The sequence below is a fragment of the Geodermatophilus aquaeductus genome (assembly GCF_900182545.1).
GTDB lineage: Bacteria > Actinomycetota > Actinomycetes > Mycobacteriales > Geodermatophilaceae > Geodermatophilus > Geodermatophilus aquaeductus.
Genome location: NZ_FXTJ01000004.1, coordinates 50,730 through 74,307, shown reverse-complemented (window position 1 = coordinate 74,307; position 23,578 = coordinate 50,730). Strand labels below are relative to the sequence as shown.

At 75.0% G+C, this 23,578-nt stretch carries 25 protein-coding genes and 1 tRNA gene; 7 read left to right on the top strand and 19 right to left on the bottom strand.

Annotation, left to right across the window (positions count from 1 at the left end; genetic code table 11):
* Positions 1-23: 23 nt before the first annotated feature.
* Positions 24-887 carry a PAC2 family protein gene (locus FN207_RS11675; RefSeq protein WP_142458687.1) on the top strand — a complete coding sequence of 288 codons (864 nt, stop codon included), beginning with the start codon at positions 24-26 and terminating at the stop codon, positions 885-887.
* A gap of 150 nt (positions 888-1,037) precedes the next feature.
* Here FN207_RS11675 and FN207_RS11670 read toward each other — a convergent pair whose 3' ends face one another.
* The 5 genes from FN207_RS11670 to FN207_RS11650 all read right to left on the bottom strand — a co-directional run bounded on the left by FN207_RS11670 (position 1,038) and on the right by FN207_RS11650 (position 7,579).
* A complete protein-coding gene (locus tag FN207_RS11670; RefSeq protein ID WP_142458686.1) occupies positions 1,038-2,075 on the bottom strand; it encodes an HD domain-containing protein in 1,038 nt (345 codons plus the stop codon).
* Positions 2,075-3,325, bottom strand: a complete 1,251-nt coding sequence (gene mshC, locus FN207_RS11665; RefSeq protein WP_142458685.1) for a cysteine--1-D-myo-inosityl 2-amino-2-deoxy-alpha-D-glucopyranoside ligase — start codon at positions 3,323-3,325, stop codon at positions 2,075-2,077. Before mshC ends, FN207_RS11670 begins: the two co-directional genes overlap by 1 nt.
* A 76-nt stretch (positions 3,326-3,401) precedes the next feature.
* Positions 3,402-4,922: a glycerol kinase GlpK gene (gene glpK, locus FN207_RS11660; RefSeq protein ID WP_142458684.1), complete on the bottom strand. Its 1,521-nt coding sequence runs from the start codon at positions 4,920-4,922 to the stop codon at positions 3,402-3,404.
* Between the two features lie 35 nt (positions 4,923-4,957).
* Positions 4,958-5,683 carry an MIP/aquaporin family protein gene (locus FN207_RS11655; RefSeq protein ID WP_221888155.1) on the bottom strand — a complete coding sequence of 242 codons (726 nt, stop codon included), beginning with the start codon at positions 5,681-5,683 and terminating at the stop codon, positions 4,958-4,960.
* 150 nt (positions 5,684-5,833) lie between these two features.
* On the bottom strand, positions 5,834-7,579 hold the full coding sequence (locus FN207_RS11650) for a glycerol-3-phosphate dehydrogenase/oxidase (RefSeq protein ID WP_246065995.1): 1,746 nt from the start codon (positions 7,577-7,579) through the stop codon (positions 5,834-5,836).
* 185 nt (positions 7,580-7,764) lie between these two features.
* On the opposite strand from FN207_RS11650, the gene FN207_RS11645 reads away from it, so the two are divergent.
* A complete protein-coding gene (locus FN207_RS11645) occupies positions 7,765-8,748 on the top strand; it encodes a sugar-binding transcriptional regulator (RefSeq protein ID WP_142458683.1) in 984 nt (327 codons plus the stop codon).
* Between the two features lie 34 nt (positions 8,749-8,782).
* Positions 8,783-9,499: a maleylpyruvate isomerase family mycothiol-dependent enzyme gene (locus tag FN207_RS11640; protein ID WP_142458682.1), complete on the top strand. Its 717-nt coding sequence runs from the start codon at positions 8,783-8,785 to the stop codon at positions 9,497-9,499.
* 6 nt (positions 9,500-9,505) lie between these two features.
* On the opposite strand, the gene FN207_RS11635 is transcribed toward FN207_RS11640, so the two are convergent.
* From FN207_RS11635 to FN207_RS11615, 5 genes are all read right to left on the bottom strand, one after another.
* Positions 9,506-9,892, bottom strand: a complete 387-nt coding sequence (locus FN207_RS11635) for a VOC family protein (RefSeq protein WP_142458681.1) — start codon at positions 9,890-9,892, stop codon at positions 9,506-9,508.
* A gap of 151 nt (positions 9,893-10,043) precedes the next feature.
* On the bottom strand, positions 10,044-10,787 hold the full coding sequence (locus FN207_RS11630; protein WP_142458680.1) for an SCO1664 family protein: 744 nt from the start codon (positions 10,785-10,787) through the stop codon (positions 10,044-10,046).
* A 16-nt stretch (positions 10,788-10,803) separates the two neighbouring features.
* Positions 10,804-11,355, bottom strand: coding sequence for a DUF3090 family protein (locus FN207_RS11625; RefSeq protein ID WP_110909499.1), 552 nt, complete (start codon positions 11,353-11,355; stop codon positions 10,804-10,806).
* A 36-nt stretch (positions 11,356-11,391) separates the two neighbouring features.
* The gene (locus tag FN207_RS11620; protein WP_142458679.1) at positions 11,392-12,096 is read right to left on the bottom strand and encodes a histidine phosphatase family protein; all 705 of its coding nucleotides are present in this window, start codon (positions 12,094-12,096) and stop codon (positions 11,392-11,394) included.
* Positions 12,097-12,287: 191 nt separating this feature from the next.
* Positions 12,288-13,121: an undecaprenyl-diphosphate phosphatase gene (locus tag FN207_RS11615; RefSeq protein WP_142458678.1), complete on the bottom strand. Its 834-nt coding sequence runs from the start codon at positions 13,119-13,121 to the stop codon at positions 12,288-12,290.
* A 177-nt stretch (positions 13,122-13,298) separates the two neighbouring features.
* Here FN207_RS11615 and FN207_RS11610 point away from each other — a divergent pair, with 177 nt between their 5' ends.
* Positions 13,299-14,279 carry an aldo/keto reductase gene (locus FN207_RS11610; protein ID WP_142458677.1) on the top strand — a complete coding sequence of 327 codons (981 nt, stop codon included), beginning with the start codon at positions 13,299-13,301 and terminating at the stop codon, positions 14,277-14,279.
* Positions 14,276-16,246: an AAA family ATPase gene (locus FN207_RS11605; RefSeq protein ID WP_142458676.1), complete on the top strand. Its 1,971-nt coding sequence runs from the start codon at positions 14,276-14,278 to the stop codon at positions 16,244-16,246. The genes FN207_RS11610 and FN207_RS11605 overlap by 4 nt, the downstream gene beginning before the upstream one ends.
* A 39-nt stretch (positions 16,247-16,285) precedes the next feature.
* On the opposite strand, the gene FN207_RS11600 is transcribed toward FN207_RS11605, so the two are convergent.
* The 6 genes from FN207_RS11600 to FN207_RS11575 all read right to left on the bottom strand — a co-directional run bounded on the left by FN207_RS11600 (position 16,286) and on the right by FN207_RS11575 (position 19,788).
* The gene (locus FN207_RS11600; protein ID WP_142458675.1) at positions 16,286-17,056 is read right to left on the bottom strand and encodes a DUF2470 domain-containing protein; all 771 of its coding nucleotides are present in this window, start codon (positions 17,054-17,056) and stop codon (positions 16,286-16,288) included.
* 67 nt (positions 17,057-17,123) lie between these two features.
* Complete coding sequence (locus FN207_RS11595) at positions 17,124-17,612, bottom strand: hypothetical protein (protein ID WP_142458674.1); 489 nt, start codon at positions 17,610-17,612, stop codon at positions 17,124-17,126.
* A gap of 66 nt (positions 17,613-17,678) precedes the next feature.
* Complete coding sequence (locus FN207_RS11590; RefSeq protein ID WP_142458673.1) at positions 17,679-18,566, bottom strand: NmrA family NAD(P)-binding protein; 888 nt, start codon at positions 18,564-18,566, stop codon at positions 17,679-17,681.
* A gap of 31 nt (positions 18,567-18,597) precedes the next feature.
* Positions 18,598-19,080: a hypothetical protein gene (locus FN207_RS11585; protein WP_142458672.1), complete on the bottom strand. Its 483-nt coding sequence runs from the start codon at positions 19,078-19,080 to the stop codon at positions 18,598-18,600.
* Positions 19,081-19,107: 27 nt separating this feature from the next.
* Entirely contained in the window at positions 19,108-19,524 is a 417-nt protein-coding gene (locus tag FN207_RS11580; protein WP_142458671.1) for a hypothetical protein, read from the bottom strand.
* Between the two features lie 3 nt (positions 19,525-19,527).
* A complete protein-coding gene (locus FN207_RS11575) occupies positions 19,528-19,788 on the bottom strand; it encodes a hypothetical protein (RefSeq protein WP_142458670.1) in 261 nt (86 codons plus the stop codon).
* Between the two features lie 123 nt (positions 19,789-19,911).
* Here FN207_RS11575 and FN207_RS11570 point away from each other — a divergent pair, with 123 nt between their 5' ends.
* Positions 19,912-20,115 (top strand): DUF5703 family protein, encoded by a 204-nt coding sequence (locus FN207_RS11570; RefSeq protein WP_093578803.1) that lies wholly within the window; start codon positions 19,912-19,914, stop codon positions 20,113-20,115.
* Positions 20,116-20,119: 4 nt separating this feature from the next.
* On the opposite strand, the gene FN207_RS11565 is transcribed toward FN207_RS11570, so the two are convergent.
* Genes FN207_RS11565 through FN207_RS11555 form a run of 3 tightly spaced genes read right to left on the bottom strand, consistent with a single transcriptional unit; the run spans position 20,120 to position 23,273 of the window.
* Positions 20,120-21,073, bottom strand: coding sequence for an NADPH:quinone oxidoreductase family protein (locus tag FN207_RS11565; protein WP_142458669.1), 954 nt, complete (start codon positions 21,071-21,073; stop codon positions 20,120-20,122).
* Between the two features lie 55 nt (positions 21,074-21,128).
* Complete coding sequence (locus tag FN207_RS11560) at positions 21,129-21,935, bottom strand: SDR family oxidoreductase (RefSeq protein ID WP_142458668.1); 807 nt, start codon at positions 21,933-21,935, stop codon at positions 21,129-21,131.
* A gap of 21 nt (positions 21,936-21,956) precedes the next feature.
* Positions 21,957-23,273, bottom strand: coding sequence for a M20/M25/M40 family metallo-hydrolase (locus FN207_RS11555; protein ID WP_142458667.1), 1,317 nt, complete (start codon positions 23,271-23,273; stop codon positions 21,957-21,959).
* A 130-nt stretch (positions 23,274-23,403) separates the two neighbouring features.
* On the opposite strand from FN207_RS11555, the gene FN207_RS11550 reads away from it, so the two are divergent.
* Positions 23,404-23,488, top strand: a tRNA-Leu gene (locus FN207_RS11550).
* The last annotated feature ends 90 nt before the right edge of the window (positions 23,489-23,578 follow it).

The following is a 23,578-nucleotide window of genomic DNA, read 5'->3' as shown; positions in this document are numbered from 1 at the left end:
TCGACCGACGTAGGCTCGCAGGGGTGATCGACCCGAAGTCCGCTCCCGAGGACCTGCCCCAGCTGAACCAGCCGGTGGCGGTGGTCGCCTTCGAGGGCTGGAACGACGCCGGGGACGCCGCCACCGGGGCGCTCGAGCACCTCGAGCTCATCTGGGACGCCACGCCCCTGGCGGCGCTCGACCCCGAGGACTACTACGACTTCCAGGTCAACCGGCCCACCGTCTCCCTCGTCGGCGGGGTCAGCCGGCGCATCGAGTGGCCCACCACCCGCATCTCCGTCGCCCGCCCGCCGGACAGCGACCGCGACGTCGTCCTGATCCGCGGCATCGAGCCCAACATGCGCTGGCGCGGGTTCTGCCAGGAGCTCATCGAGCTGTGCCAGGAGCTCGACGTCCAGACCGTCGTCGCGCTCGGTGCCCTGCTCGCCGACACCCCGCACACCCGGCCCACCCCCGTGTCCGGCACGGCCTACGACGTCGAGTCCGCGCAGGCGTGGGGCCTGGAGACCTCCCGCTACGAGGGCCCGACCGGGATCCTCGGCGTCTTCCAGGACGCCTGCGTGCAGGCCGGCCTCCCGGCGGTCAGCTTCTGGGCCGCGGTACCGCACTACGTCTCCCAGCCGCCCTCGCCGCGGGCCACCGTGGCACTGCTGCAGCGCGTCGAGGAGGTGCTGGAGCTGACCGTGCCGCTCGGCGCGCTCCCCCAGCAGGCCGACGAGTGGGTCAAGACCGTCGACGAGATGGCCCAGGAGGACGCCGAGGTCGTCGAGTACGTGCGCTCGCTCGAGGAGCGGGCCACCGAGAGCGACCTGTCCCAGGCCAACGGCGACCAGATCGCCCGCGAGTTCGAGCGCTACCTCCGCCGCCGGGGCTCCTCCCCCAGCTGAGCCGTTCCCCGCCCTCCGCTCCGGCGGCGGGCGTGGATCCGCGCGGCCGAGTTGGGGATAACGGTCGAGTCGCGGCGCCCCTGGGGTGTTGCTCGTCCCGGTGGGGCTCTGCAGGACCCCACGAGGACGGGGAACACCCCAGGAGACGGGTCAGCCCCGGCGCAGCAGCGGGGCCATGCGGGCGGCGGCGTCGTCCCCGAAGAGCCGGTCGTGGGTGGCCAGCGCGAACCGGTCGGTCATGCCCGAGACGTGGTCGACCACCTGGGTGACCGGGTCGGCGGCGGTGTCGCGGTAGGTGGCGGGGATCAGCCCGGGGTGCTCGAGGTGGTGGTCGACCAGCCGGCGGATGACGTCGACGGCGAGCTGCTTCTGCCCCGCGGCGGTCTCGGACATGTAGACCCGCTGGAACATGAACGCCCGCAGCTCGTGCATCGCGGCCAGCGGCTCGGGCGCCATCACCACCGCTCCGCCGTCGGCCAGCGAGCCCCGCACGACGGCGTCGATCATCGCCCCCACCATCGCGCTGCCCGGCTCGCCGAACACCTCCCGCGCACCGACCGGCAGGTCGCCGACCTGCAGCACCCCGGCGCGGACGGCGTCGAGCGCGTCGTGCGAGAGGTAGGCGATCCGGTCGGCGTAGCGGACGCACTCCCCCTCGCGCGTGGCCGGCGGCGGCGTGATCTTCCAGCTGTGCGCGCGGATGCCGTCGCGCACCTCCCAGGTGAGGTTGAGGTGCTCGAGCACCTCGACGATCCGCACGCCCTGCGCCGCGTGGTGCCAGCCGCCGGGCACGTAGGGGGCGAAGGCGTCCTCGCCGATGTGGCCGAACGGCGAGTGGCCGACGTCGTGCCCGAGCGCGATCGCCTCGGCCAGCGTCTCGTTGAGCCCGAGCGCGCGGGCGATGGCGCGGGCCACCTGGGTGACCTGCAGCGTGTGGGTCAGCCGGGTGACGAAGTGGTCGCCGTCGGGGTTGAGGAAGACCTGCGTCTTGTGCTTGAGCCGGCGGAAGGCCTTGGCGTGCAGGATCCGGTCGCGGTCGCGCTCGAAGGCGGTGCGCAGCGCGTCCTCGGGCTCGTCGACGGCGCGGCCGCGGGTGGCCGCCGCGCGCGTGGCGGCCGGGGCGAGCGCGTCCTCCTCCCGTTCGCGGGCGGCGCGGTCGGTGGAGCGGAACCCCCCGCCACCGGCCATCAGGCCTCCTGGAGGCCGACGCCCAGGAGCGCGTCGACGGCGTCGGCGACCACGGCGGGCGCGCCGTCCTCGGCCTCCCCGTCGCCGGCGAGCGTCGCCGCGGCCCACGCGTCGACGGCGGCGATCGCGCCCGGGCTGTCCAGGTCGTCGGACAGCCGCTCGCGCAGCGCGGCCAGCACCGGCGCGGCCGGGGCGCCGGCGTCGTGTGCCACGGCGCGCCGCCAGGTGGCCAGCCGCTCCTCGGCGGTGGTGAGCAGGTCCGGCGTCCAGGCGCGGTCGGTGCGGTAGTGGCCCGACAGCAGCGCCAGCCGGATGGCCATCGGGTCGACGCCCTCCCCGCGCAGCTTGGAGACGAACACCAGGTTGCCGCGGCTCTTGCTCATCTTCTCGCCGTCGAGGCCGATCATCGCCGCGTGCACGTAGGCCTGCGCGAAGGGCTTCGTGGCGGTCAGCGCCTCGGCGTGGACGGCGGAGTACTCGTGGTGCGGGAAGACCAGGTCGCTGCCGCCGCCCTGCACGTCGAAGCCCATGCCGATGGTGTCCAGCGCGATGGCGGCGCACTCGATGTGCCAGCCCGGCCGGCCCTCGATGCCGCGCGGCCCGGGCCAGGACGGCTCGCCCTCGCGGCGGCCGCGCCACAGCAGCGGGTCCAGGCGGTTGCGCTTGCCCGGGCGGTCGGGGTCGCCGCCGCGCTCGGCCGACAGCGCCAGCATCGTCGCCTCGTCGTAGCCGGACTCCTCGCCGAAGCCGGGCGCCTGCGACACGTCGTGGTAGACGTCGTCGGTGCCGTCGTCGAGGACGTAGGCCAGGCCCTCGTCGAGCAGCGTCTCCACGTGCGCCACGATCCGCGGGATGGCCGCGACGGCGCCCACGTAGTCCTCGGGCGGCAGCACCCGCAGCGCGGTCATGTCCTCGCGGAACAGCGCGGTCTCCCGCATGGCGAGCACGACCCAGTCCTCGCCGTCGCGCTCGGCCCGCTCGAGCAGCGGGTCGTCGATGTCGGTCACGTTCTGCACGTAGTGGACGGGGTGCCCCGCGTCGCGCCACAGCCGGTTGACCAGGTCGAAGGCCAGATAGGTGGCGGCGTGGCCGAGGTGGGTGGCGTCGTAGGGGGTGATCCCGCAGACGTACATGCGGGCCACCGGCCCCGGCTCGGTGTCCACGACCTGGCCGCGCGCGGTGTCGAACAGCCGCAGGACCAGGCCGGGGCCCGGGAGGGTCGGCAGGAGCGGGGCAGGCCAGGCGAGCACGGCGACGAGCCTAGTTGCGGGCCGTGGACCGCCGCGGGCGCCGTCCCCGGCCTGGGGACGGCGCCCGCAGCGTCACTCACTCCTCGTCGTCGTCGTCCACCCAGTCGAGGGTGCGCTGGACCGCCTTCGTCCACTTGCGGTAGTACCGGTCGCGCACGGCCGCGTCCATGTCCGGGCTCCACCGCTTGTCCTCGGCCCACTGGCTGGTCAGCTCGTCCTCGTCGGCCCAGAAGCCGACCGCGAGGCCCGCCGCGTACGCCGCGCCGAGCGCCGTCGTCTCGGCGATCTTGGGCCGGACGACGTCGACGCCGAGGATGTCGGCCTGGAACTGCATGAGCAGCTCGTTGCCCACCATGCCGCCGTCGACCCGCAGCTCGGTGAGGTCGACACCGGAGTCGGCGTTCATCGCCTCGACCACCTCGCGGGTCTGGTAGGCCGTGGCCTCCAGCACCGCCCGGGCCAGGTGCCCGCGGTTGACGTAGCGGGTCAGCCCGACCAGCGCACCGCGGGCGTCGGAGCGCCAGTGCGGGGCGAACAGGCCGGAGAACGCCGGGACGAAGTAGGCGCCGCCGTTGTCGTCCACCGAGCGGGCCACCGCCTCGATCTCCGGCGCACCGCCGATGAGCCGCAGGTTGTCGCGCACCCACTGCACCAGCGAGCCGGTGACGGCGATCGACCCCTCGAGCGCGTAGATCGGCTTGCGGTCGCCGATCTTGTAGCAGACCGTCGTCAGCAGGCCGTTCTTCGACGCCACCGCCTCCTCGCCGGTGTTGAGGAGGAGGAAGTTGCCGGTGCCGTAGGTGTTCTTGGCCATGCCCGGCGAGAAGCAGACCTGCCCGAAGGTGGCCGCCTGCTGGTCGCCCAGCGACCCGGCGATCTTCACGCCGGCCAGGGCGCCGGCCCGGCGGCCCTCGCCGTAGACCTCGGAGTTCGACCGGATCTCCGGCAGCATCGACATCGGGATGCGCATGTCCGCGGCGATGGACTCGTCCCACTTGAGGGTCTTGTAGTCCATGAGCATCGTGCGGGAGGCGTTGCTGACGTCGGTGAGGTGCTGGCCGCCGTCGGTGCCGCCGGTCATGTTCCACAGCATCCAGCTGTCGATCGTGCCCATGAGCAGGTCGCCGCGCTCGGCCCGCTCGCGGGCGCCCTCGACGTTGTCGAGGATCCAGGTGACCTTGGGCCCGGCGAAGTAGGTGGCCAGCGGCAGGCCGACCTTGTCCTTGTAGCGCTCGGCTCCGCCGCCGAGCTCGCCGAGCTCGGTGACGATCCGGTCGGTCCGGGTGTCCTGCCAGACGATGGCGTTGTACACCGGCTCGCCGGTGTTCTTGTCCCAGACGACGGTGGTCTCGCGCTGGTTGGTCAGCCCGACGGCGGCGAGGTCGGTGCTGACGAGGTCGGCGCGGCCCAGCGCCTGGCCGACGACCTCGCGGACGTTGGTCCAGATCTCCTGCGCGTCGTGCTCGACCCACCCGGCCCGCGGGAAGATCTGGCGGTGCTCCTTCTGGGCGACGGCCACGACGGCGCCCGCGTGGTCGAAGACCATGCAGCGGGTGCTGGTGGTGCCCTGGTCGATGGCGGCGATGTAGGTGGTCACTGCTTCCTCCTGTGCGTCGTTGCGGGGAGTACGGGTCAGAAGACCTGGGAGAACAGGCCGGCGGCGATCCCGCCGACGATCGGGCCCACGATCGGCACCCACGCGTAGCCCCAGTCGCTGCTGCCCTTGTGCCGGATGGGCAGGACGGCGTGCGCGATGCGGGGCCCGAGGTCACGTGCCGGGTTGATGGCGTAGCCGGTCGGCCCGCCGAGCGAGGCGCCGATGCCGACGACGAGCAGGGCGACGGCGAGCGGCCCGATCTCCGACGGCGTGTTCCCGAACTGCAGGATGATGTACACCAGCACGAACGTGCCGATCGCCTCGGTGAGCGCGTTCCACGGCAGTGCCCGGATGGCCGGGCCGGTGGAGAAGGTGCCCAGGATCTCCCCGCCGTCGGGGTGCAGGTCGTAGTGCTTCTTGTAGGCCAGCCAGGCGAAGACCGCGCCGAGGATGGCGCCCACGAGCTCGCCGGCGAAGTACACCAGCGTGCTGCCGAAGGTGACGGCGACGCCGGGGGCGTACTCGTCGGCGCCGGAGGACCACAGCCCGACGGTGACCGCCGGGTTGAGGTGCGCACCGCTGCGGTAGGCGCCGTAGACGCCGACGAAGACCGCCAGGCCCCAGCCGAAGTTGATCAGCAGCCAGTCGGCGCCGCGGCCCTTGGAGTCGGTGAGCAGCACGTTGGCGACGACGCCGACGCCGAGCAGGATCAGCAGCCCGGTCCCGAGTACCTCGGAGAAGAAGACGGAGGTCAGTGACACTCGAAGACACCTCTCTGTGTCCGGTTGTGCCTTGGTGGGGGTCCCGCCCGGCTCGGGCGGGTCGTGCGGGATCCCTGCCGTGCTCCTCCTCTCGCCGGGATCGTCGTCGGGGTGCCGGGCCGGCGGGGACTCCCCGCCGGCCCGGGCGGGTCAGGACGCCGAGGCGAAGGGCCGGATCTCCGGCGCCCGCAGGCGGGCGGCCTCGGCGGAGCTGTCGTCGGGCATCGCCTCGGCGGCGTGCTCGGCCTCCACGCGCGCGAGGTAGGTGGAGATCTCCCGCTCGCGCTGCTCGTCGTCCCAGCCGAGCAGGCCGGCCATGAGCTCGGCCGCCGGGCGGGCCGACGCCGTCCCGCGGTCGGCCTGCTCGTAGGACAGCCGGGTGCGGCGGGTGAGCACGTCCTCCAGGTGCAGGGCGCCCTCGGCGGTGACGGCGTAGACGACCTCGGCGCGCAGGTAGTCCGGCGCGCCCTCGAGCGGGCGGCCGAGGTCGGGGTCGGCGTCGACCAGCGCGAGGACCTCGTCGACGAGGCTGCCGTAGCGGTCGAGCAGGTGCTCCACGCGCGTCTCGGTCCAGCCGTGCGCCTCCGCCAGGTGGGCCTTGCGGTTCCAGCGGACCCGGTAGCCGTCGGCGCCGGCCAGCGGCAGCTCCTCGGTCAGCGAGGCGGGGATCGGCGCCTCGGGGTCCTCGCCGGGCGCGCGGTCCTCCAGGGCCATGTCGACGACGTCGCGGGCCATGACGCGGTAGGTCGTGTACTTGCCGCCGGCGATCATGGTCAGGCCGGGCCGGACGGTGGCCACGGTGTGCTCGCGCGAGACCCGCGTCGTGCCGCCGGCCTCGACGTCGATGGGCTGCAGCAGGGGCCGCAGGCCGGTGTAGACGCCGAGGACGTCGTCGCGGGTGAGCGGGCGGGCGAGGACGGCGTTGGCGTGCTCGAGCAGGTAGTCGACGTCGGCGGCCGAGGCGACCGGGTGGTCCTTGGCGAGGTCCCACGGGGTGTCGGTCGTGCCGATCACCCAGTGCGTCGGCCACGGGATGATGAACAGCACGCTCTTCTCGGTGCGCAGGATGAAGCCGTCGTCGCCGGCGATGACCTCGCGCGGGACGGCGATGTGCACGCCCTTGGAGGCGCGCACGGTCAGGCCCTGGGCGGCGAAGAGCTCCTGCACGTGGTCGGTCCACACGCCGGTGGCGCCGACGACGTGGCGGGCGCGGATGGTGAGCTCGCGGCCGGTCTCGAGGTCGACGGCGCGCACGCCCGCGACCCGGCCGTCCTCCTCGTGGTAGCCGGTGACCTGGGTGCGACTGGCGGCCAGCGCGCCGTGGCCGACGGCGGTGCGTACGAGCACCTGCACGAGACGGGCGTCGTCGACCTTGGCGTCCCAGTAGCGGATGGCGCCGATGGCGACGTCGTCGCGCAGCGAGGGGGCCACGCGGCGCAGCGCCTTCTTCGACAGGTGGCGGTGCAGCGGGACGCCGCGGCCGCCGACCCGGCCGAGCAGGCCGCCGAGGGTGTCGTAGAGCGCGATGCCGGCGCCGGTGTAGACGCGCTCCCACACGCGGTGGCGCAGCGGGTAGAGGAACGGCACGGGGTGGACCAGGTGCGGCGCGAGCCGGCCGACGAGCAGGCCGCGCTCGTGCAGCGCCTCATGGACGAGGGCGAAGTCGAGCATCTCCAGGTAACGCAGGCCGCCGTGCACGAGCTTGCTGGCCCGGCTGGAGGTGCCCGAGGCCCAGTCGCGCTGCTCGAGCAGACCGACCGACAGGCCGCGGCTGGCGGCGTCGAGGGCGGCGCCGGCACCGGTCACGCCGCCGCCGATGACCAGGACGTCGAGGACCTCGCGGGACATGCGGTCGAGAGCGGTCGTGCGGACCTCGGGTGAGAGTGCAGTGGGCACCGGGGACTCCTGGGTGGTGCGGGGGTGGTGCGGGGCGGCGGCGGGGTGCCGGCGCCCGTGGACACCGTGCAACCTGCTCCTTTGCGGCTCCGGCGGCAACCATCTGCACATCCGTGCACATCTGTGCACCGCGCGGCTACGGTGGCCTCGTCGCCCGCGTCCGTGCGGGCGGAGAGGGGCACGGCATGGCATCCGACGAGGACCTGGAGCGGGTGGCTCGCCGCTACTGGCTCGATCGCGTGCGGATGGAGGACATCGCCGTCGAGGAGGGGATCTCCCGCTCCACGGTGTCCCGGATGCTCGACGCGGCACGCTCGCTGGGCATCGTGACGGTGTCCGTCAACGCCGTGCACGGACGTGCAGCGTCGATGGCCGGCGAGCTCGGGCACCGGTACGGCGTGACCGCCCGCGTCGTCGCGGTGCCCGAGGACGCCCCCGACGTGGCCCGGCTGCAGCTCGTGGCCGACCGCACGGCGGCGGTCCTGGACGAGGCGATGGGCGACGGGATGACCCTCGGGCTGGCGTGGGGCACCACCACCAGCGCGGTCGGGCAGCACCTGCGGGCCCGGCCGCTGCGCGACGCGCACGTCGTCCAGCTCAACGGCGCGATGAACACCCACAGCAGCGGCGTGGGCTACGGCAGCGACGTCCTCGGCCGGTTCGGCACCGCCTGGGACGCGCAGGTGCACCACTTCCCGGTGCCGGCGTTCTTCGACCGGCCCGAGACCCGCCAGGCCATGTGGCGGGAGCGCAGCGTCCGGCGGGTGCTCGGCATCCAGCAGTCGGCCGACGTCGCGCTGTTCGGCGTCGGCGCGGTGGCCGGCGCCGTCCCCAGCCGGGTCTGGGCCGAGGGCTACCTGACCCACGCCGACCGCGCCGACCTCGCCGCGGCCTCCGTGGTCGGCGACGTGTGCACCGTGTTCCTGCGCGGCGACGGGTCGTGGGAGGGCATCCCCATCAACGCGCGCACCAGCGGGCTGGTCCCTCCGGCGCTGCGCCGCATCCCGCGGCGGGTGTGCGCGGTGTCCGGCGTCAACAAGGTCACGGCGCTGGCCGCGGCGCTGGCCGGCGGGCTGGTCACCGACCTCGTCCTCGACGAGGCGACCGCCTCGGCGCTGCTGCTGCGCCGCACCGCGCCGAGGCCCGTGCCGGCCCTCTGGAGCCGCTAGCGTCGGGCCGCACCCGTGCCGCGAGGAGGCCGCGATGGAGCTGTCGGGCTACCTGCCGGAGCTGCGGCGGGTCGACGCCCGCTTCGCCGACGTCGCCGCCGAGGCGGTGCTCGCCCGCGGGTGGGCCGCCCCGGTGGCCGGCTGCCCGGGGTGGGCGCTGTCCGACCTGGTCTGGCACCTCGCCTCGGTGCAGCACTTCTGGGCGTGGATCGTGCGCACCCGCGCCGCCGACCCGGGCGGGTACGCCGACCCCGCCCGCCGTCCCGACGACGAGCTGCTGGGCTGGGCGGTCGCGCAGTCCGCGGAGCTGGAGACCGTGCTGGCCGACGCCGACCCCGCCGAGCGGGTGTGGACCTGGGCGCCGCGCCAGGACGTCGGCTTCGTACTGCGGCGGCAGGTGCAGGAGGCCGTCGTCCACACCGTCGACGCCGAGCAGGTCCTCGGCGACGTGCGGCCCGTCCCTCCCCACGTCGGCCTCGACGGCCTCGACGAGTGGCTGGAGGTCATGGTGCCCGGCGCGCTGCCCGACGGCCCGCCCGACGGCGCGCACCCGGTGGTGCTGCACGCGATCGACGCGGGGGTGGAGCGCACGCTGTTCGCCGGGTCGCGGCCGCAGCCGGTGGCCACGCTGCGCGGCACGGCCGGCGACCTGCTGCTCGCCTGCTGGCGGCGGGTGCCGCTGGAGGTGCTCACCGTCGACGGCGACGGGCTGCAGGCCGCGGCGATGATCGCCGCCGTCGACCTGTCCTGAGCGCCCTCAGGGCCAGGTGACCGCGTGGCGCTCGAACGCCTCGCCGGTCTGCACGCCGACCACGCAGAACACCAGGCCCGCCGGGTCGGTCATCTGCCAGAACGAGCCCATGTCGGCCTTCCTCTGCGCGCCCAGGGCCTCGAGCCGGGCGACCTCGGCCGGGATGTCGTCGGTCTCGACGTCGACGTGCCAGCGCGGCGGCGTCCCCTCCCCCGTGCGCTGGACCTCGAAGGACAGCCCGCCGCCGAGGAACCCGAGGCGGTGCCAGGCGGGGTCGGTCATGTCCGGCTCGACGGGGTTGCCGGTCGCGGCCGACCAGAAGTCCGTGCCGGCGGCGTGCACCTCCGGCGGCAGGTCGAGCAGCAGGACGGCGACGCGCGATCGGTGCGGCATACCGGTGAGCCTCCCCCGGTGATGTGCACCGACGGTGCATCCCGCGGCCCAGAAGCGCCGTGGCCGCACATCACCGCCCGAGCGTGTGGCTCAGGGCGGGTTCCGGGACCCGGAGTGCGGCGTCAGCGCACACCCTCGCGGGCCGGTCGGCTCAGAAGGGGGGCCAGGGCAGGGCGGGCCAGTCCCCCGAGGGCTCCGGGTGCAGCTGCGTGCGCAGCAGCTCGGCCACCCGCTGCTGCGTGCAGCGGACCTCGCGGCGGGTGAGGTGCTCGTGCAGCGCCTCGCCGAGGTCGCCGCGCAGGTCGTCGGCGAGCCGCTCGAGCACCGCGAGGGTCTCCAGCGGCAGCGGCTTGCCCGCCCAGCGCCACAGCAGCGTGCGCAGCTTCGGGTCCGGCGAGAAGCAGATGCCGTGGTCGACGCCGTACACGTGCCCCGACGTCGTCGGGATGATGTGCCCGCCCTTGCGGTCGGCGTTGTTGACGACGGCGTCGAACACCGCCATGCGGCGCAGCCCGGGGTGGTCGGAGCGGACGAAGCGGGCCAGGTCGACGTCGGGGTCGCCGTCGATCCACAGCTGCACCATGCCCGGGCCGAACGGGCCCTCGCGCAGCACCGTGGGAGGCACCACCGACCACCCGGTGGCCTCGCTGACGAGCGCCGCGGAGATCTCGCGGCCGGCCAGCGTGCCGTCGGGGAAGTCCCACAGCGGCCGCTCGCCGGCGACCGGCTTGTAGACGCACTCCGCCTCGAGCGGACCGGCGCGCAGCGTGCCGAACAGCGTCACGTTGCTGGCGTCGACCATCCGGCCCTCGAGGTCGATCTCGCCCTCGAGCAGCAGCGTCCGGGCCTCGGCGTCGGTGGCCGGGGCGCGCGTCTCCTCCACGGGCTCGCTCATCGCCGGCAGCCGGGGATCAGCGGCGGTAGCCGTTCTGCCGCGGGCAGACGTGCCCGGTGGGGTCCAGGGGCAGCGAGCACAGCGGGCAGGAGGGGCGTCCGGCGGCGACGACGCGGCGGGCGCGGGCCACGAACGAACGGGCGGCGCCGGGGGTGATGGTCACCCGCAGCGCGTCGGGGCCCTCCTCGGCGTCGGAGAGGATGGCCTCCTCGTCGACCGGCTCGTCGGTGGCGGCCACGGCCTCGACGACGACGGCCTGCGCCTCGCCGTCCCAGGCCAGGCCCATGGCCGCGACGCGGAACTCCTCGTCGACGGGGGCGGTCAGCGGCTCGAGGTCGTCGACGTCGGCGGTGGTGGGGACGACGGTCCCGGGGCGCGTGGCGATCTCGTCGAGGAGCTCGTCCATGCGCTCGGCGAGCACCTGCACCTGCGACTTCTCCAGCGCGACGCTGACCACGCGGCCCTCGGCGTCGGAGGCCTGCAGGTAGAAGGTGCGGTCCCCGGGCTGTCCGACCGTGCCGGCGACGAACCGGGACGGGCTGTCGAATCGATGGACCTGGCGGGGCACGCGATAGAGGTTACGCGGGCGCCCGGACCGGTGCGTTCAGGTCGCGGCCGCCCCGGAGCCGCCGCCCACGACGGCGTCGGAGTCCCTGCCGCGCCGCCGCCGCGGGCGCTTCTTCGGCGGGACGAGGGCGGAGACGTCGCCGCCGGTGTCGTTCACCCGGACGACGAACGGGCGGGTCTCGGTGTAGGTGACCACCGAGATCGACGCCGGGTCGACGACGATCCGCTGGAAGGCGTCCAGGTGCAGGCCGAGGGCATCGGCGAGGACGGCCTTGATGACGTCGCCGTGGCTGCAGGCGAGCCACACCGCGTCGGGGCCGAGGCGGGCGTTCCACTCGCGGACGGCGGCCACCGCGCGGGCCTGGGTCTGCGCCAGCCCCTCCCCCTCGGGGCCGGGGAAGACCGCCGCGGAGGGGTGCTGCTGCACGACCTTCCACATCGGGTCCTTGACCAGCTCCTCGAGCTTCCGGCCGGTCCAGTCGCCGTAGCGGGCCTCGCCGAGCCGGTCGTCGGTCTGCAGCTCCAGCTCCCGGCCGTCGAGCACCGCTCCCGCCGTCTGCCGGCAGCGCTCCAGGGGGCTGCTGACCACGGCGGCCAGAGGCACCGGCGCCAGTCGCTGGCCGACCGCGGCCACCTGCGCCTGCCCGGTCTCGTCGAGCTGCACGCCCGGGGTCCAACCGGCCAGCACGCCACCGGCGTTGGCCGTCGTCCGGCCGTGGCGCAGCAGGATCACCGTGGTCACCCGGCCGAGACTAGGGCGTGTCTGACGGACCCATGCCGAAGGGAGCGCCGTCCAGGCGGATGCTCCGCAAGGCCGAGGAGTCGTCGGATACCGGGGTCGTATCCCACGACTCCTCGAACGCAGTGGAGCGCCGCCTGGGCGGTGCTACCGAGGCTGGAGGTCCGTCAGACACACCCTGGGCGCGGGCGGGCTCACGCCGGGGCGAGCACCCCGACGCCGACCAGCGCGAGCAGCGCCAGGCCCAGCACCACGCGGTAGACGACGAACGGCGTGAACGTGCCGCGGTCGAGGTAGCGCAGCAGCCACGCGATCACCGACAGCCCGACGCCGAAGGCGATGACGGTGGCCAGCAGCGTCGGCCCCCAGGTGATCGTCTCGCCGGCGACGTCGCCGGTGAGCACCTCGTAGACCTGGAAGAAGCCCGAGCCGAGCACGGCGGGGATGGCCAGCAGGAAGGAGTACCGGGCCGCGGCGGCGCGGGTGTAGCCCAGGAAGAGCCCCATGGTGATCGTGCCGCCCGAGCGGGACACGCCCGGCACCAGCGCCATCGCCTGCGCGATGCCGAAGAGCAGGCCGTCGCGGACGGTGAGCTGCCGCAGCTCCCGCCGCTTGCGGCCCACCCGGTCGGCCCAGTAGAGGACCAGCGAGAAGGCGACCAGGGAGATGGCCACGATCCGCAGGTCGCGGAAGGTCGTCTCGATGTCGTCCTGGAACAGCAGGCCGAGGACGACGATCGGGATGCTGCCGATGATGATCAGCCAGCCCATGCGGGCGTCGGGGTCCGACCGCTTCGAGCGGTCGGCCAGCGCCCGCAGCCAGGCGACGACGATCCGCGCGATGTCCTTGCGGAAGTACAGGAGCACGGCGGCCTCGGTGCCGATCTGCGTGATCGCCGTGAACGCCGCGCCCGGGTCACCCCAGCCGGCGGCCTCGCCGACGACCCGCAGGTGCGCGCTGGAGGAGATCGGCAGGAACTCCGTCAGGCCCTGCACCAGCCCCAGGACGACGGCCTCGAACCACCCCACGGCCGCTCAGCCCCGGAGGTGCGTCGTCGGGCGGGCAGGCGGGCACGGGCGGAACAGGAGCACGGGAGGACAGCCTAGGTCGGCTCCCCGGGTGCGGCCGGAGCCACACCGGCGCGCCGTCCACACTCCGCCGCGCCCACCGGCCGGTGTCGTCCCGCGGCGGTAGGTTGGCCGGTCGTGGAACAACGGGCGCTGGGACGCAGCGGCCTGGTCGTCTCCCGGCTCGCGCTGGGCACCATGACCTGGGGCCGGGACACCGACGAGGACGAGGCGGCGCTGCAGCTCACCGCCTTCGTCGACGCCGGGGGCACCCTCGTCGACACCGCCGACGTCTACTGCGACGGCGACAGCGAGCGGACGCTGGGCCGACTGCTGGCCGACGTCGTCCCGCGGTCGGACGTGCTGGTGGCCACGAAGGCGGTGGGCCGCACCGGGCGCGGGCCGCTGGGCCGGGGCGCCTCCCGCGGGCACCTGCTGGCGGCGCTCGACGCGTCGCTGGCCCGCCTGGGTGTCGACCACGTCGACCTGTGGCAGCTGCACGCCTGGGACGAGCACACCCCGGTCGAGGAGACCCTCGCCGCGTGCGACACCGCCGTCGCCAGCGGCCGCGTGCGCTACGTCGGTGTGAGCAACTACACCGGCTGGCAGACCGCGCAGGCCGCCACGTGGCAGCGCGCCTGGCCCGGCCGCACGCCGCTGGTGAGCACGCAGGTCGAGTACTCGCTGCTGCAGCGCGGCGTCGAGCGGGAGGTCGTGCCCGCCGCGGAGGCGCTCGGGCTCGGCGTGCTCGCGTGGTCGCCGCTGGGCCGTGGGCTGCTCACCGGCAAGTACCGCACCGGCACCCCGCCGGAGTCCCGCGGCGCCTCGCCGCAGTGGGCCGGCTTCGTCGACGACCTGCGCTCGGCCACCGCCGACCGCATCGTGGAGGCCGTGGTCACCGCCGCCGACGGCCTGGGCACCTCGCCGCTCGCCGTCGCGCTGGCCTGGGTCCGCGACCGGCCCGGCGTCGTCGCGCCCGTCGTCGGCGCGCGCACCGCGGCGCAGCTGCAGGCCTCCCTGGACGCCGACGCCGTCCGGCTGCCCGCGGCCATCCGCACGGCGCTCGAGGACGTCTCGGCGCCGCACTTCTCCTACCCCGACCAGCGGGCCGCCCGGTGAGCACTCCCTCGACCAACACCGTTCCCAAGCCGGTCTGGCCGGACCCCGTCTTCGGCGCCTTCTGCACCGCCGGGCTGTGGCCGGGCCTGGGCAAGCGGGCCGTCGCCGAGCTGCCCGGCGCCGGCATCACCACCCCCGACGACGTCACCGTGGCGAAGCTGCTGAAGATGCCGCGGGTCGGCAAGCAGCGCGCCGAGCGGCTGTTCTCCTCCTTCCTGTCGGCGGCGCCCACCTACGACGTCGTCGAGCTGCTGGCGAAGGCCGGGCTGGAGGCCAAGCTGGCGTCCTCGGCCGCCGACGCGCTGGGCGAGGACGCCGCGCGCCGGCTGCGCGACGACCCGTGGGCGCTGCTGGGCCTGAACAACGTCAAGCTGGCCGACGCCGACCGGCTGGCGATCTCGCTGCTGCCCGGCGCCGACCGGCAGGACTCCCGCCGCGGCCGGGCGATCGTCGTCATGACGCTGCGCACCGCCGCCCGCGACGGGCACACCGTGCTGCCAGCCGACCTCGTCGTCGCCGCGCTGCGCGCCGAGGGCCTGGCCGACCCGGCGACGGCGATCGTCGCGGCTGTCGAGTCCGGCGACGTGCTCGACCACGAGCCGCCGGAGCCGGAGTTCGACGAGGACTCCGACGAGGAGCCGCCCGAGCCCGACCCCGCGCTGCGGACGCTCTCGCTGGCCCGCTACGGCATGGCCGAGGAGGAGGTCGCCGAGGCCGTGGCCCGGCTGGCCGCCACCGCCGAGCGGATCGCCGACCCCGCCGCCGTCCGGTCGGTGTCCAAGGGCCTGGACGAGGCGCAGAAGCAGGCCGTCGCGCAGGTGCTCGGCGCCGGCGTCTCGCTGCTCACCGGCGGCCCGGGCACCGGCAAGAGCCGCACCGTGGCCGCCGTCGTCCGGCTGCTCAAGGCCAAGGGCACCGAGGTCGCGCTCGCCGCGCCCACCGGCCGGGCGGCCAAGCGGCTGGAGGAGCTCACCGACCACCCGGCGGTCACCGTGCACCGGCTGCTGGGGTCACAGGGCTTCGGCGGCGGGTTCACCCGCAACGAGGAGTGGCCGCTCGACGCCGACGTCGTCGTCGTGGACGAGGCCTCGATGCTCGACGTCGAGCTCACCGCGGCGCTGGTCGAGGCCTGCTCCGACGGCACCCACCTGCTGCTGGTGGGCGACCCCGCGCAGCTGCCCTCGATCGGCCCCGGGCACGTGCTCGGCGACCTCATCGACTCCGGCGTCGTCCCGGTGACCGAGCTGACCACGCTGTACCGGCAGGCCGAGGGCGGCGCGATCGCCCGGCTGGCGAGCGCGGTGCGCACCGGGGAGCTGCCGCCGGTCGACTCCCCCGACCGCGAGGTCGTCGTCGTCCCGGCCTCCGGGAGCGGCGAGGCCGCGCGGCGCGTGGTGCAGCTGGTCACCGACTCGATCCCGCGGGCGCTGGGGATCGAGCCGCGCAACGTGCAGGTGGTGACGCCGGTGCACCGCGGGCCGGCCGGCACGATCGAGCTGAACCGGGCGCTGAAGGAGAAGCTGAACCCCGGCGACGGCACGGTGTTCGGCTTCGACGTCGGCGACCGCGTGGTGGCCACCGCCAACCACCTCGACCTCGAGCCGATCGGGTTCGCCAACGGCGAGGTCGGCGTGGTGACCAAGACCGGCGAGGGCACCCTCGACGTCGCGTTCGCCTCCGGGCCGGTGACGGTGCCCGGCGACGCGCTGCCCGACCTCAAGCACGGCTGGGCGATCACCGTGCACCGCGCGCAGGGCTCGGAGTGGCCGGGTGTGGTCGTGGTGCTGCCGCCGGAGGCGGGCGGGATGCTGTCGCGGCCGCTGGTCTACACCGCGCTCACGCGGGCGCAGCAGCACCTGTCGGTCGTGCACGCCTCGGGCGCGGCGCTGGCGCGGGCGGTGCGGGAGGTCGACGTCCGGCCCCGTCGCACCCGCCTGGCACAGCTCCTCCGCGAGAACCTGGGCTGACGGGGGCGGCAGAAATGGCCATTCCTGCCGCCTGCACCGTCAGTCGCGGCGGGTGAGGCCGGCGCGGAGGGCGCAGAGCAGCTGCGACGTCGCGGCGCGCAGCTGCCCGGGGCAGGTGAGCGGGCGGGCGAAGGGCACCCGGACGTCGCGGTGCCCGCCCGGCCGCTCCACCCGCAGCCGGTAGCCGAAGCGGTCGATGCCGAGGGGGCGCACCGTCTCCCCCGGCGCGGTGGGCACGCGGCTGCGGAGGACGGCGAGGACGTCGGGGTGGTCGCGGTCGAGGTGCTGCAGCATCCCCTCCTCGATCGGGGCGACCGGGTCGGGCCGGGCGGCGGCGAAGTCGGCCGGCGAGACCTCGGCGCAGGCGGTGCCCTCGCGCAGCACGACCTCGGCGAGGTCCAGGCGCAGCAGCAGGGCGCTCGTGCCGACGTCGAGCAGCGCCTCCTCGGGCCGCACCTCGGCGAAGGCGACGGCGGCGGCGCGCCGGTCGGCCGCGGCCACCGGCGTGAGCCAGCCGGACAGCCACAGGGTGGCCCGCACCGGGTCACGCAGCGGAACGGGTGCGCGGTCGCTGACCATGAGCAGCGCCGACACGTCCCGGTCGGGGGCGGCGCCCAGGACGCCGGCGACCTCGCCGTCGGCGGGGACGAGCACCAGCACCTGCCCGGCGGCGGTGGTGGCGTGCGCCAGCGGGCGGCTCGGCTCGCGGCCCGCGACGCACAGCGCGGCGGGGCTGCGCGTGGCGGCGGTGCGGGCACGCTCGGGCACACCGGCGACGGAGAGCGCTGGAGAACCGGGGCAGGTGGTCAAGGCTCCCCCTCGGGACGACGACTCAGGTTAGCCTAACCTGAGCTGATCCCCTCGGGAAGCGGGAGCGTCACCCTCCGTTGGCCGCGACCGCCCGTCGCAGGTTGCGCCGGACCAGGACCGGGAGCAGCGCCAGGTTGGCGATCGCGCCGCCGGCGAGGAGGACGACCAGGTACACCAGCGCCCCGGCGTCGAGCACCACCGCGAGCACCAGCGCGGCCAGCAGGCAGAGGCCGGCCAGGCCGAGGACGACGGCGGCCGCGCGTTCGCGCCCCGCGTGCCGCGCGCGCTGCTCGTCGAGCACGGTGAGCGTGGTGCCGGCCCAGTCCGCGGCCGCGGGGTGCAGCCGCGACTCCCCCACCGGCCGGCCGCGGGTCACCGCCGTCTGCACGGCGTCGGCGTCGCCGCCGCTGAGCCGGTGCCGCGCGACGACCTCCGCGCGCAGGTCGCGCGTGCCGGGCCCGCGCAGGTCCGCCCAGAACCGGCGGCCGGCGATCGACCAGGACAGCAGCGGGAGCGCGAGGGCCAGGAGGAGCAGGAGCACGAGCAGGAGGGGCACCCGCCGAGCATGCCCGGCGAGGGCCCGCCCGCGGACGCGGCCACCCCGGACGGGGGACGCACCGGGTCAGGCGGCCAGCAGCGGGCGCAGGTGCTCGTGCGCCCAGGCGGCGAGCGTCGTCGGCGTGGTGGTCACGACCGTGCGCCGGTCCTCGGGGTCGTGGTCGCGCAGGCCCGCGGCCATGCCGACGACCGCCTCGACCTGCCGGTCGGTCAGCCCGGCCGCCGTCAGCGAAGCGCGCAGGTCGTCGTCGCTGATCCGCTCGGCGAGCACCGGCCGCCCGGTGACGTCGGCGACGACCGCGGCGACCTGGCGCCAGGTGAGGTCGGCCGGGCCGTGCACCGCCTGCACCTGCCGGCCGGTCCAGTCGGCGGCGAGCAGACGCGCGGCGGCGACGTCGCCGACGTCGCGCGGGTCGACCCACGGCATCGGGGCGTCGAGGTCCCACGGCGTGCGCAGCACCCCGGCACGCAGGGCGTCGACGTCCATGAGCAGGTTGGTCGTGAAGTAGCCGCAGCGCAGGTGGCAGACGCCGGCGCCGGTGGTGGCGGCCGCCGCCGCGTCGAGCGCCTCCTCCGTGCGCGCCAGCCCGTCGATGTCCCCGGTGCCCGAGCGCTTCTCCGCCCCGACGCTGCTTTGGAACACCGTGCGCCCGATGCCGTGCGTGGTGACGGCGAGCGCCGCGGTCTGCCCCAGCTCGGCCGCCGCGGCGACCGGGTCGTCGGCGCCGGTGGGCGGGCTGACCCAGTACAGCGCGGTGGCGCCCTCGGTGGCGCGCAGGACGGCGTCGCGCTCGGTGAGGTCCACGGGGACGGCGTCGACGTGGGCGCGCAGGCCCTCCTCGAGGCGCGCGGGGTCGCGCAGCAGCACCCGCGGCCGGACCCCGGCCTGCACGAGCAGCCGCGTCACCCGCGAGCCGACGTTCCCGGTGGGCGTGGTCACCACGATCGTCATGCCCGGGGTCCTACCGGTCGGCACCGACAGATCAGGCGGGCGGCCCGCTGTTGAGCTCGACGGCGCGGCGCAGCCGGCGCCGGAACACCAGGGTCGCCACGACGGCCGCGGCGAGGACGGCGACGACGCCCCAGCTGACGTCCTCGGGCTCCCCCGCGGCGAGCTGCACGACGACGCCCGCGACCTGCAGGAGGAGCCAGAGCGCCACCAGGACGAGCAGCAGCCGCCGGCCCCGGGTCGCCTCCCGCCACTGCAGCCCGGACAGCGCCTGCCGCGCGTGCGCCACCGCGGCCCGCCGCAGCCGTTCGTCGTCGAGCCGCCGTCCGCGAGCGACCGCGGCGTTCACGGCGGCGGCCTCGCCGGCGTCCAGGCCGTGCGTCCGGACCAGATCGCCCCAGGGGTCGGCGCCCCGTCCCGGGCGCAGCCGCGACCAGAACCGCCGCCCGGCCAGCCAGAACGCCAGCAGCGGCAGGCCGACGAGCAGCAGCACGATCGAGACGACGGCGGCGGTCACGCCCGGGATCGTCGGTGCCGCGGTTCCTCAGCGCGAGGCGCTCCCCCGATCGGGTGCCGCGCTCCACCGCCGCAGCTGACCGCGCCAGTACCGCCGCCACGGCACCTCGAGCACGCGCGCCAGCACACCGCCGACGCCTCCCCGGGCGGCCCGCGCCTCGGCGCGGTCGAGCTCCCACCGCAGCCAGTCGGCCCCGGCCGCGCGCAGGACCGGGTCGTCGGGCGGCCGGGCCCAGGGCCACTGCTGAGTCCGCCCGAGGTGCATCGCCAACTCGTGCATCTGCAGGCCGGTCAGTCCGTGGCGCTCCATCACCTCGGTCCACGGCTCGCCGACCCGTCCCGGCCGCAGCCGCGACCACCCCCGCCAGCGGCTCGCCGCGACGGCGGCCAGCGGCACGCCGACGGCCAGCACCGCGACGGCGACCAGCGCGATCGTCGTCGGCACGGGTCAGGAGGTGCGGTCGTCCTCGTCGTAGGGGACGTCGGCCTCCTGCTCGAGGACGTCGGCCTCGTTGGCGTCGACGTCGCCGATCGGGCGCAGCGGGCCGGCCGAGCCCGGCGCGGCGGCGAGCTGCTGCTCGAGTGCGTCGGCCTCGTCCGCGCCGTCGGCGATCGGGCCCGCCTCCCCGGCGAGGGCCGGCGCCGAGGGCTCGAGGAGGGCCTCCTGCTCGGCGCGGTCGGCGTCGCTGGCGGAACCGGGATCGGTCACGTCGTGCTCCCTCGGGTGCGGCTGGCAGGTCGTCGTCCATCCTGCCGTCCGGGCTCCCGGGCGGCAGCCCCGCGGACGACGAGCGGGTGACCGGCCGGTGTCGGCCGTGGCAACATCGCTGGGGTGAGCACGGCCGACGACTACGAGTACGCGCCGCTGCGGATCCCGCCGGGCACGTCCCGGACCGCAGCGGCGACCATGCTGAGCCTGCAGGTCGACGTCGGCGGCTGGGAGCTCGCGCGCCTCCAGCTGCACGCCGACGGCACCCGCAAGGCCATCCTCCGCCGCCGCGCGCGGCTGTCCTACCTCCCGATGCCGGTCACCTGAACCGTCAGGGGACGAGCACGACCTTGCCGACCGTGCCACGGTCGGCGAGCGCGGCCAGCGCGCGCGGCGCCTGGTCCAGCGGCAGCACCTGACCGACCAGCGGGTCGATCTGCCCGGCGGTGACCAGCCGCACGAGCTCGTCGTGGGTCTGGCCGATCACGGCCGGGTCCTTCTTCTTGTACAGCCCCCAGTGCAGGCCGACGACGCTGTAGTTCTTCACCAGCGCGTGGTTGGCCGGCGCCTCGGGGATCCGCCCGCTGGTGAAGCCGACCACGAGCAGCCGGCCCTCGAAGGCGATGCACCTCCGGGACCCGTCGAAGACGTCGCCGCCGACCGGGTCGTAGACGACGTCGGCCCCCTCGCCGCCGGTGAGCTCCTTGACGACCGGGACGAAGTCCTCGGCCGTGTAGTCGATGACGTGGTCGGCGCCGAGCTCGCGGCAGACCTCGGTCTTGTGCGCGCCGCCGGCCGTGGCGATGACCTTCGCGCCGGCCGCCTTGCCGAGCTGGATGGCCGCCGACCCGACGCCGCCGGCGCCGGCGTGCACGAGCAACCACTCCCCCGCCTGCAGGTGCGCGCGGCGGTGCAGGCCGACGTGCCCGGTCTGGTAGGTCAGGTAGAGCGCGGCGGCCTTCTCGTCGGACAGCGAGTCGGGCACCGGCCAGGCGTCGCGGGCGTTCATGAGCGCGTACTCGGCGAAGGCGCCGGGGCCGCCGGCCGGCCCGCCGATGACCCGGCGGCCGTCCTCGGTCTCCCCGCACAGCTCGACGCCGGGCGTGAACGGCAGCGGCGGGCGCTCCTGGTACTTCCCCTGGGCCATGAGCACGTCGGGGAAGTTGAGCGCGGCGGTCCGCACCCGGACCTTGATCTGGCCCTCGGCCGGGACCGGCTCCGCGACGTCCTCGAACCTCATGACCTCCGAGGGGTCGCCGAGCTCGTGGACCCGCCATGCGCGCATGTTCCCGACCCTGCCAGAGCCCCGGTGACGCCGGTCACCGGGGCTCCGGGACGCCTCAGAGCATCGACGGCGGCCGCAGCGCCTCGGGGACGACGGCGGTCTCGCCGGTCGCCGTCTTCGCGCTGGGCACGCCCTTGAACCGGTAGGGCACGGTGCCGACGCCGGGCTGGATGACGTAGGCCGCGCCCGGCTCCCCGGACTCCCACGCCATGACCATCGCGTCGGCGACCTCGGAGGCCGGGATCACCGGGAAGTTCGCGGCCTGGAACTCGTGCCGGATGCGGTCGATGATCGCGGTGTCGGCGAAGCCGGGGCAGATGGCGGAGATGGTGATGCCCTCGCGGGTCAGCCGCGGCGCCATCGACCGGACGAAGGCGATCGCGCCGCCCTTGGCCACGCTGTAGCCCGGGTCGGTGGGCATCGGCGAGAGGCCGGCCAGCGAGGCGGTCACCACGATCGCGCCCCCGCCGGCCCGCTTGATCGCCGGACGGGCGGCCTGCACGCCGTAGACGACGCCGAACAGGTCGATCTCCACCACGCGCATGAACTCGTCGAGGTCGAGGGCGTCGTCGCTCTTGGCCGCGGAGATGCCGGCGTTGAGGTAGGCGGCGTCGAGCCGGCCGTGCTCGGCCTCCACCTGCGCGACGACGGCCTCGTTCGCGGCGAGGTCGGTGACGTCGAGGGCGACGAAGTGCGCGCCGAGCTCGGCGGCGACCGACCGGTTGCGCTCGCTGTCGAGGTCGGCGGCGACGACGGTGACGTCCCGCTGGCGCAGCGTCGTCGTGAGGGCGCGGCCGAAGCCGCCGGTCCCTCCGGTGATGAGCGCGACGGAACCGGGGCCGGGAGGTGTGGGAGAGGTCACCCCCGCATCACACCACGGGCGTCAGACGGCGCGGAGGAACCGGTCGAGCACCCGGACGCCGAAGCGCAGTGACTCCACCGGAACCCGCTCGTCGATGCCGTGGAACAGCGAGGCGAAGTCCAGGTCGGCGGGCAGCCGGAGCGGGGAGAAGCCGAAGCAGCGGATGCCGAGGCGCTCGAAGCTCTTGGCGTCGGTGCCGCCGCTCATGGTGAACGGCACCGGGCGGGCGCCGTCGTCCTCGCTCTTCAGGGCGGCGACCATCGAGTCGACGAGCGGGCCGTCGAACGTCGTCTCCACGGCCTGGTCGTGGACGATCCACTCCCGCTGGATGCCCTCGCCGATGAGCGAGGCCAGCTGCCGCTCGAACTCCTCGGCCTGCCCGTGCAGGAAGCGGCCGTCGACGGTGGCGCTGGCCGTGCCGGGGATGACGTTGGTCTTGTAGCCGGCCTGCAGCATCGTGGGGTTGGCGGTGTTGCGCAGGGCCGCGCCGAGCATCCGGCTGATGCTGCCGAGGCGGGCCAGCGCCTCCTCGGGCTCGTCGGGGTCGATCTCGATGCCGTAGGCCTCCTCGACGGCGGCGAGGAACTGGCGCATCGGCGGGGTGAGCACGGTGGGCAGGCGGGTCGAGCCGAGCCGCGCGACGGCCTGGCACAGCCGGGTGACGGCGTTGTCGTCGTGGACGAACGAGCCGTGCCCGGGCCTGCCGCCGGCGGTGAGGCGCATCCAGGCCAGGCCCTTCTCCGCCGTCTGCACGAGGTAGAGGCGCAGGTCGTCGCGGACGGTGATGCTGAAGCCACCGACCTCGCTGATCGCCTCCGAGCAGCCCTCGAACAGGTCGGGGTGCTCGTCGACCAGCCAGCGGGCGCCGAGCTTGCCGCCGGCCTCCTCGTCGGCGACGTAGGCCAGCACGATGTCGCGCGGGGGCCGCACGCCGGTGCGGGCCCACTCGCGCACCAGCGCCAGGACCATGGCGTCCATGTCCTTCATGTCGACGGCGCCGCGGCCCCAGACGTAGCCGTCGCGCTCCTCGCCGGAGAAGGGGTGCACGCTCCACTCGGCGGGGTCGGCCGGGACGACGTCGAGGTGCCCGTGCACGAGCAGTGCGGGGCGGCTGCGGTCGGCGCCGGGGATGCGCGCGACCAGGCTGGCGCGGCCGCGCTCGGACTCGTGGATCACCGAGTCGATGCCGACCTCGTCGAGCTTGCCGGCCACCCACTCGGCGGCGACCCGCTCCCCGGCGCTGGTGGCGGTGTCGCCGGTGTTGGTCGTGTCGATCCGGATCAGCTCGCTGAGCAGCTCGGCGACCTCGGACTGGGCCTGGACGGGTCCTCGCTCCACCCCGCGAGCCTACGGGCCCGTCTCAGCGGCTGAGCAGGTCGAACAGCCGGCTTCCGGCTTCCGCGATGCGACACGACGGGGTACCCGTGCCGGACGGCGATCGGCGTCCGGTAGTCTTGGCGACGCACTCGTCCGGGTGGCGGAATGGCAGACGCGCTAGCTTGAGGTGCTAGTGCCCTTTATCGGGCGTGGGGGTTCAAGTCCCCCCTCGGACACAGCATCGCCCCGGTGTTCCTGCAGGTCAGGAGCCCGGGGCGCTTCCGTGTCCGGGCCTCGAGGGTCCTCGTGATACCGCTTTGATACTT

Excerpts from the sequence above, each read along its gene's own strand:
- FN207_RS11670 (WP_142458686.1), bottom strand. The coding sequence starts at position 2,075 with ATGGCCGGTGGCGGGGGGTTCCGCTCCACCGACCGCGCCGCCCGCGAA.
- FN207_RS11645 (WP_142458683.1), top strand. The coding sequence starts at position 7,765 with ATGGCATCCGACGAGGACCTGGAGCGGGTGGCTCGCCGCTACTGGCTC.
- FN207_RS11640 (WP_142458682.1), top strand. The coding sequence starts at position 8,783 with ATGGAGCTGTCGGGCTACCTGCCGGAGCTGCGGCGGGTCGACGCCCGC.
- FN207_RS11635 (WP_142458681.1), bottom strand. The coding sequence starts at position 9,892 with ATGCCGCACCGATCGCGCGTCGCCGTCCTGCTGCTCGACCTGCCGCCG.
- FN207_RS11630 (WP_142458680.1), bottom strand. The coding sequence starts at position 10,787 with ATGAGCGAGCCCGTGGAGGAGACGCGCGCCCCGGCCACCGACGCCGAG.
- FN207_RS11590 (WP_142458673.1), bottom strand. The coding sequence starts at position 18,566 with ATGACGATCGTGGTGACCACGCCCACCGGGAACGTCGGCTCGCGGGTG.
- FN207_RS11565 (WP_142458669.1), bottom strand. The coding sequence starts at position 21,073 with ATGCGCGCATGGCGGGTCCACGAGCTCGGCGACCCCTCGGAGGTCATG.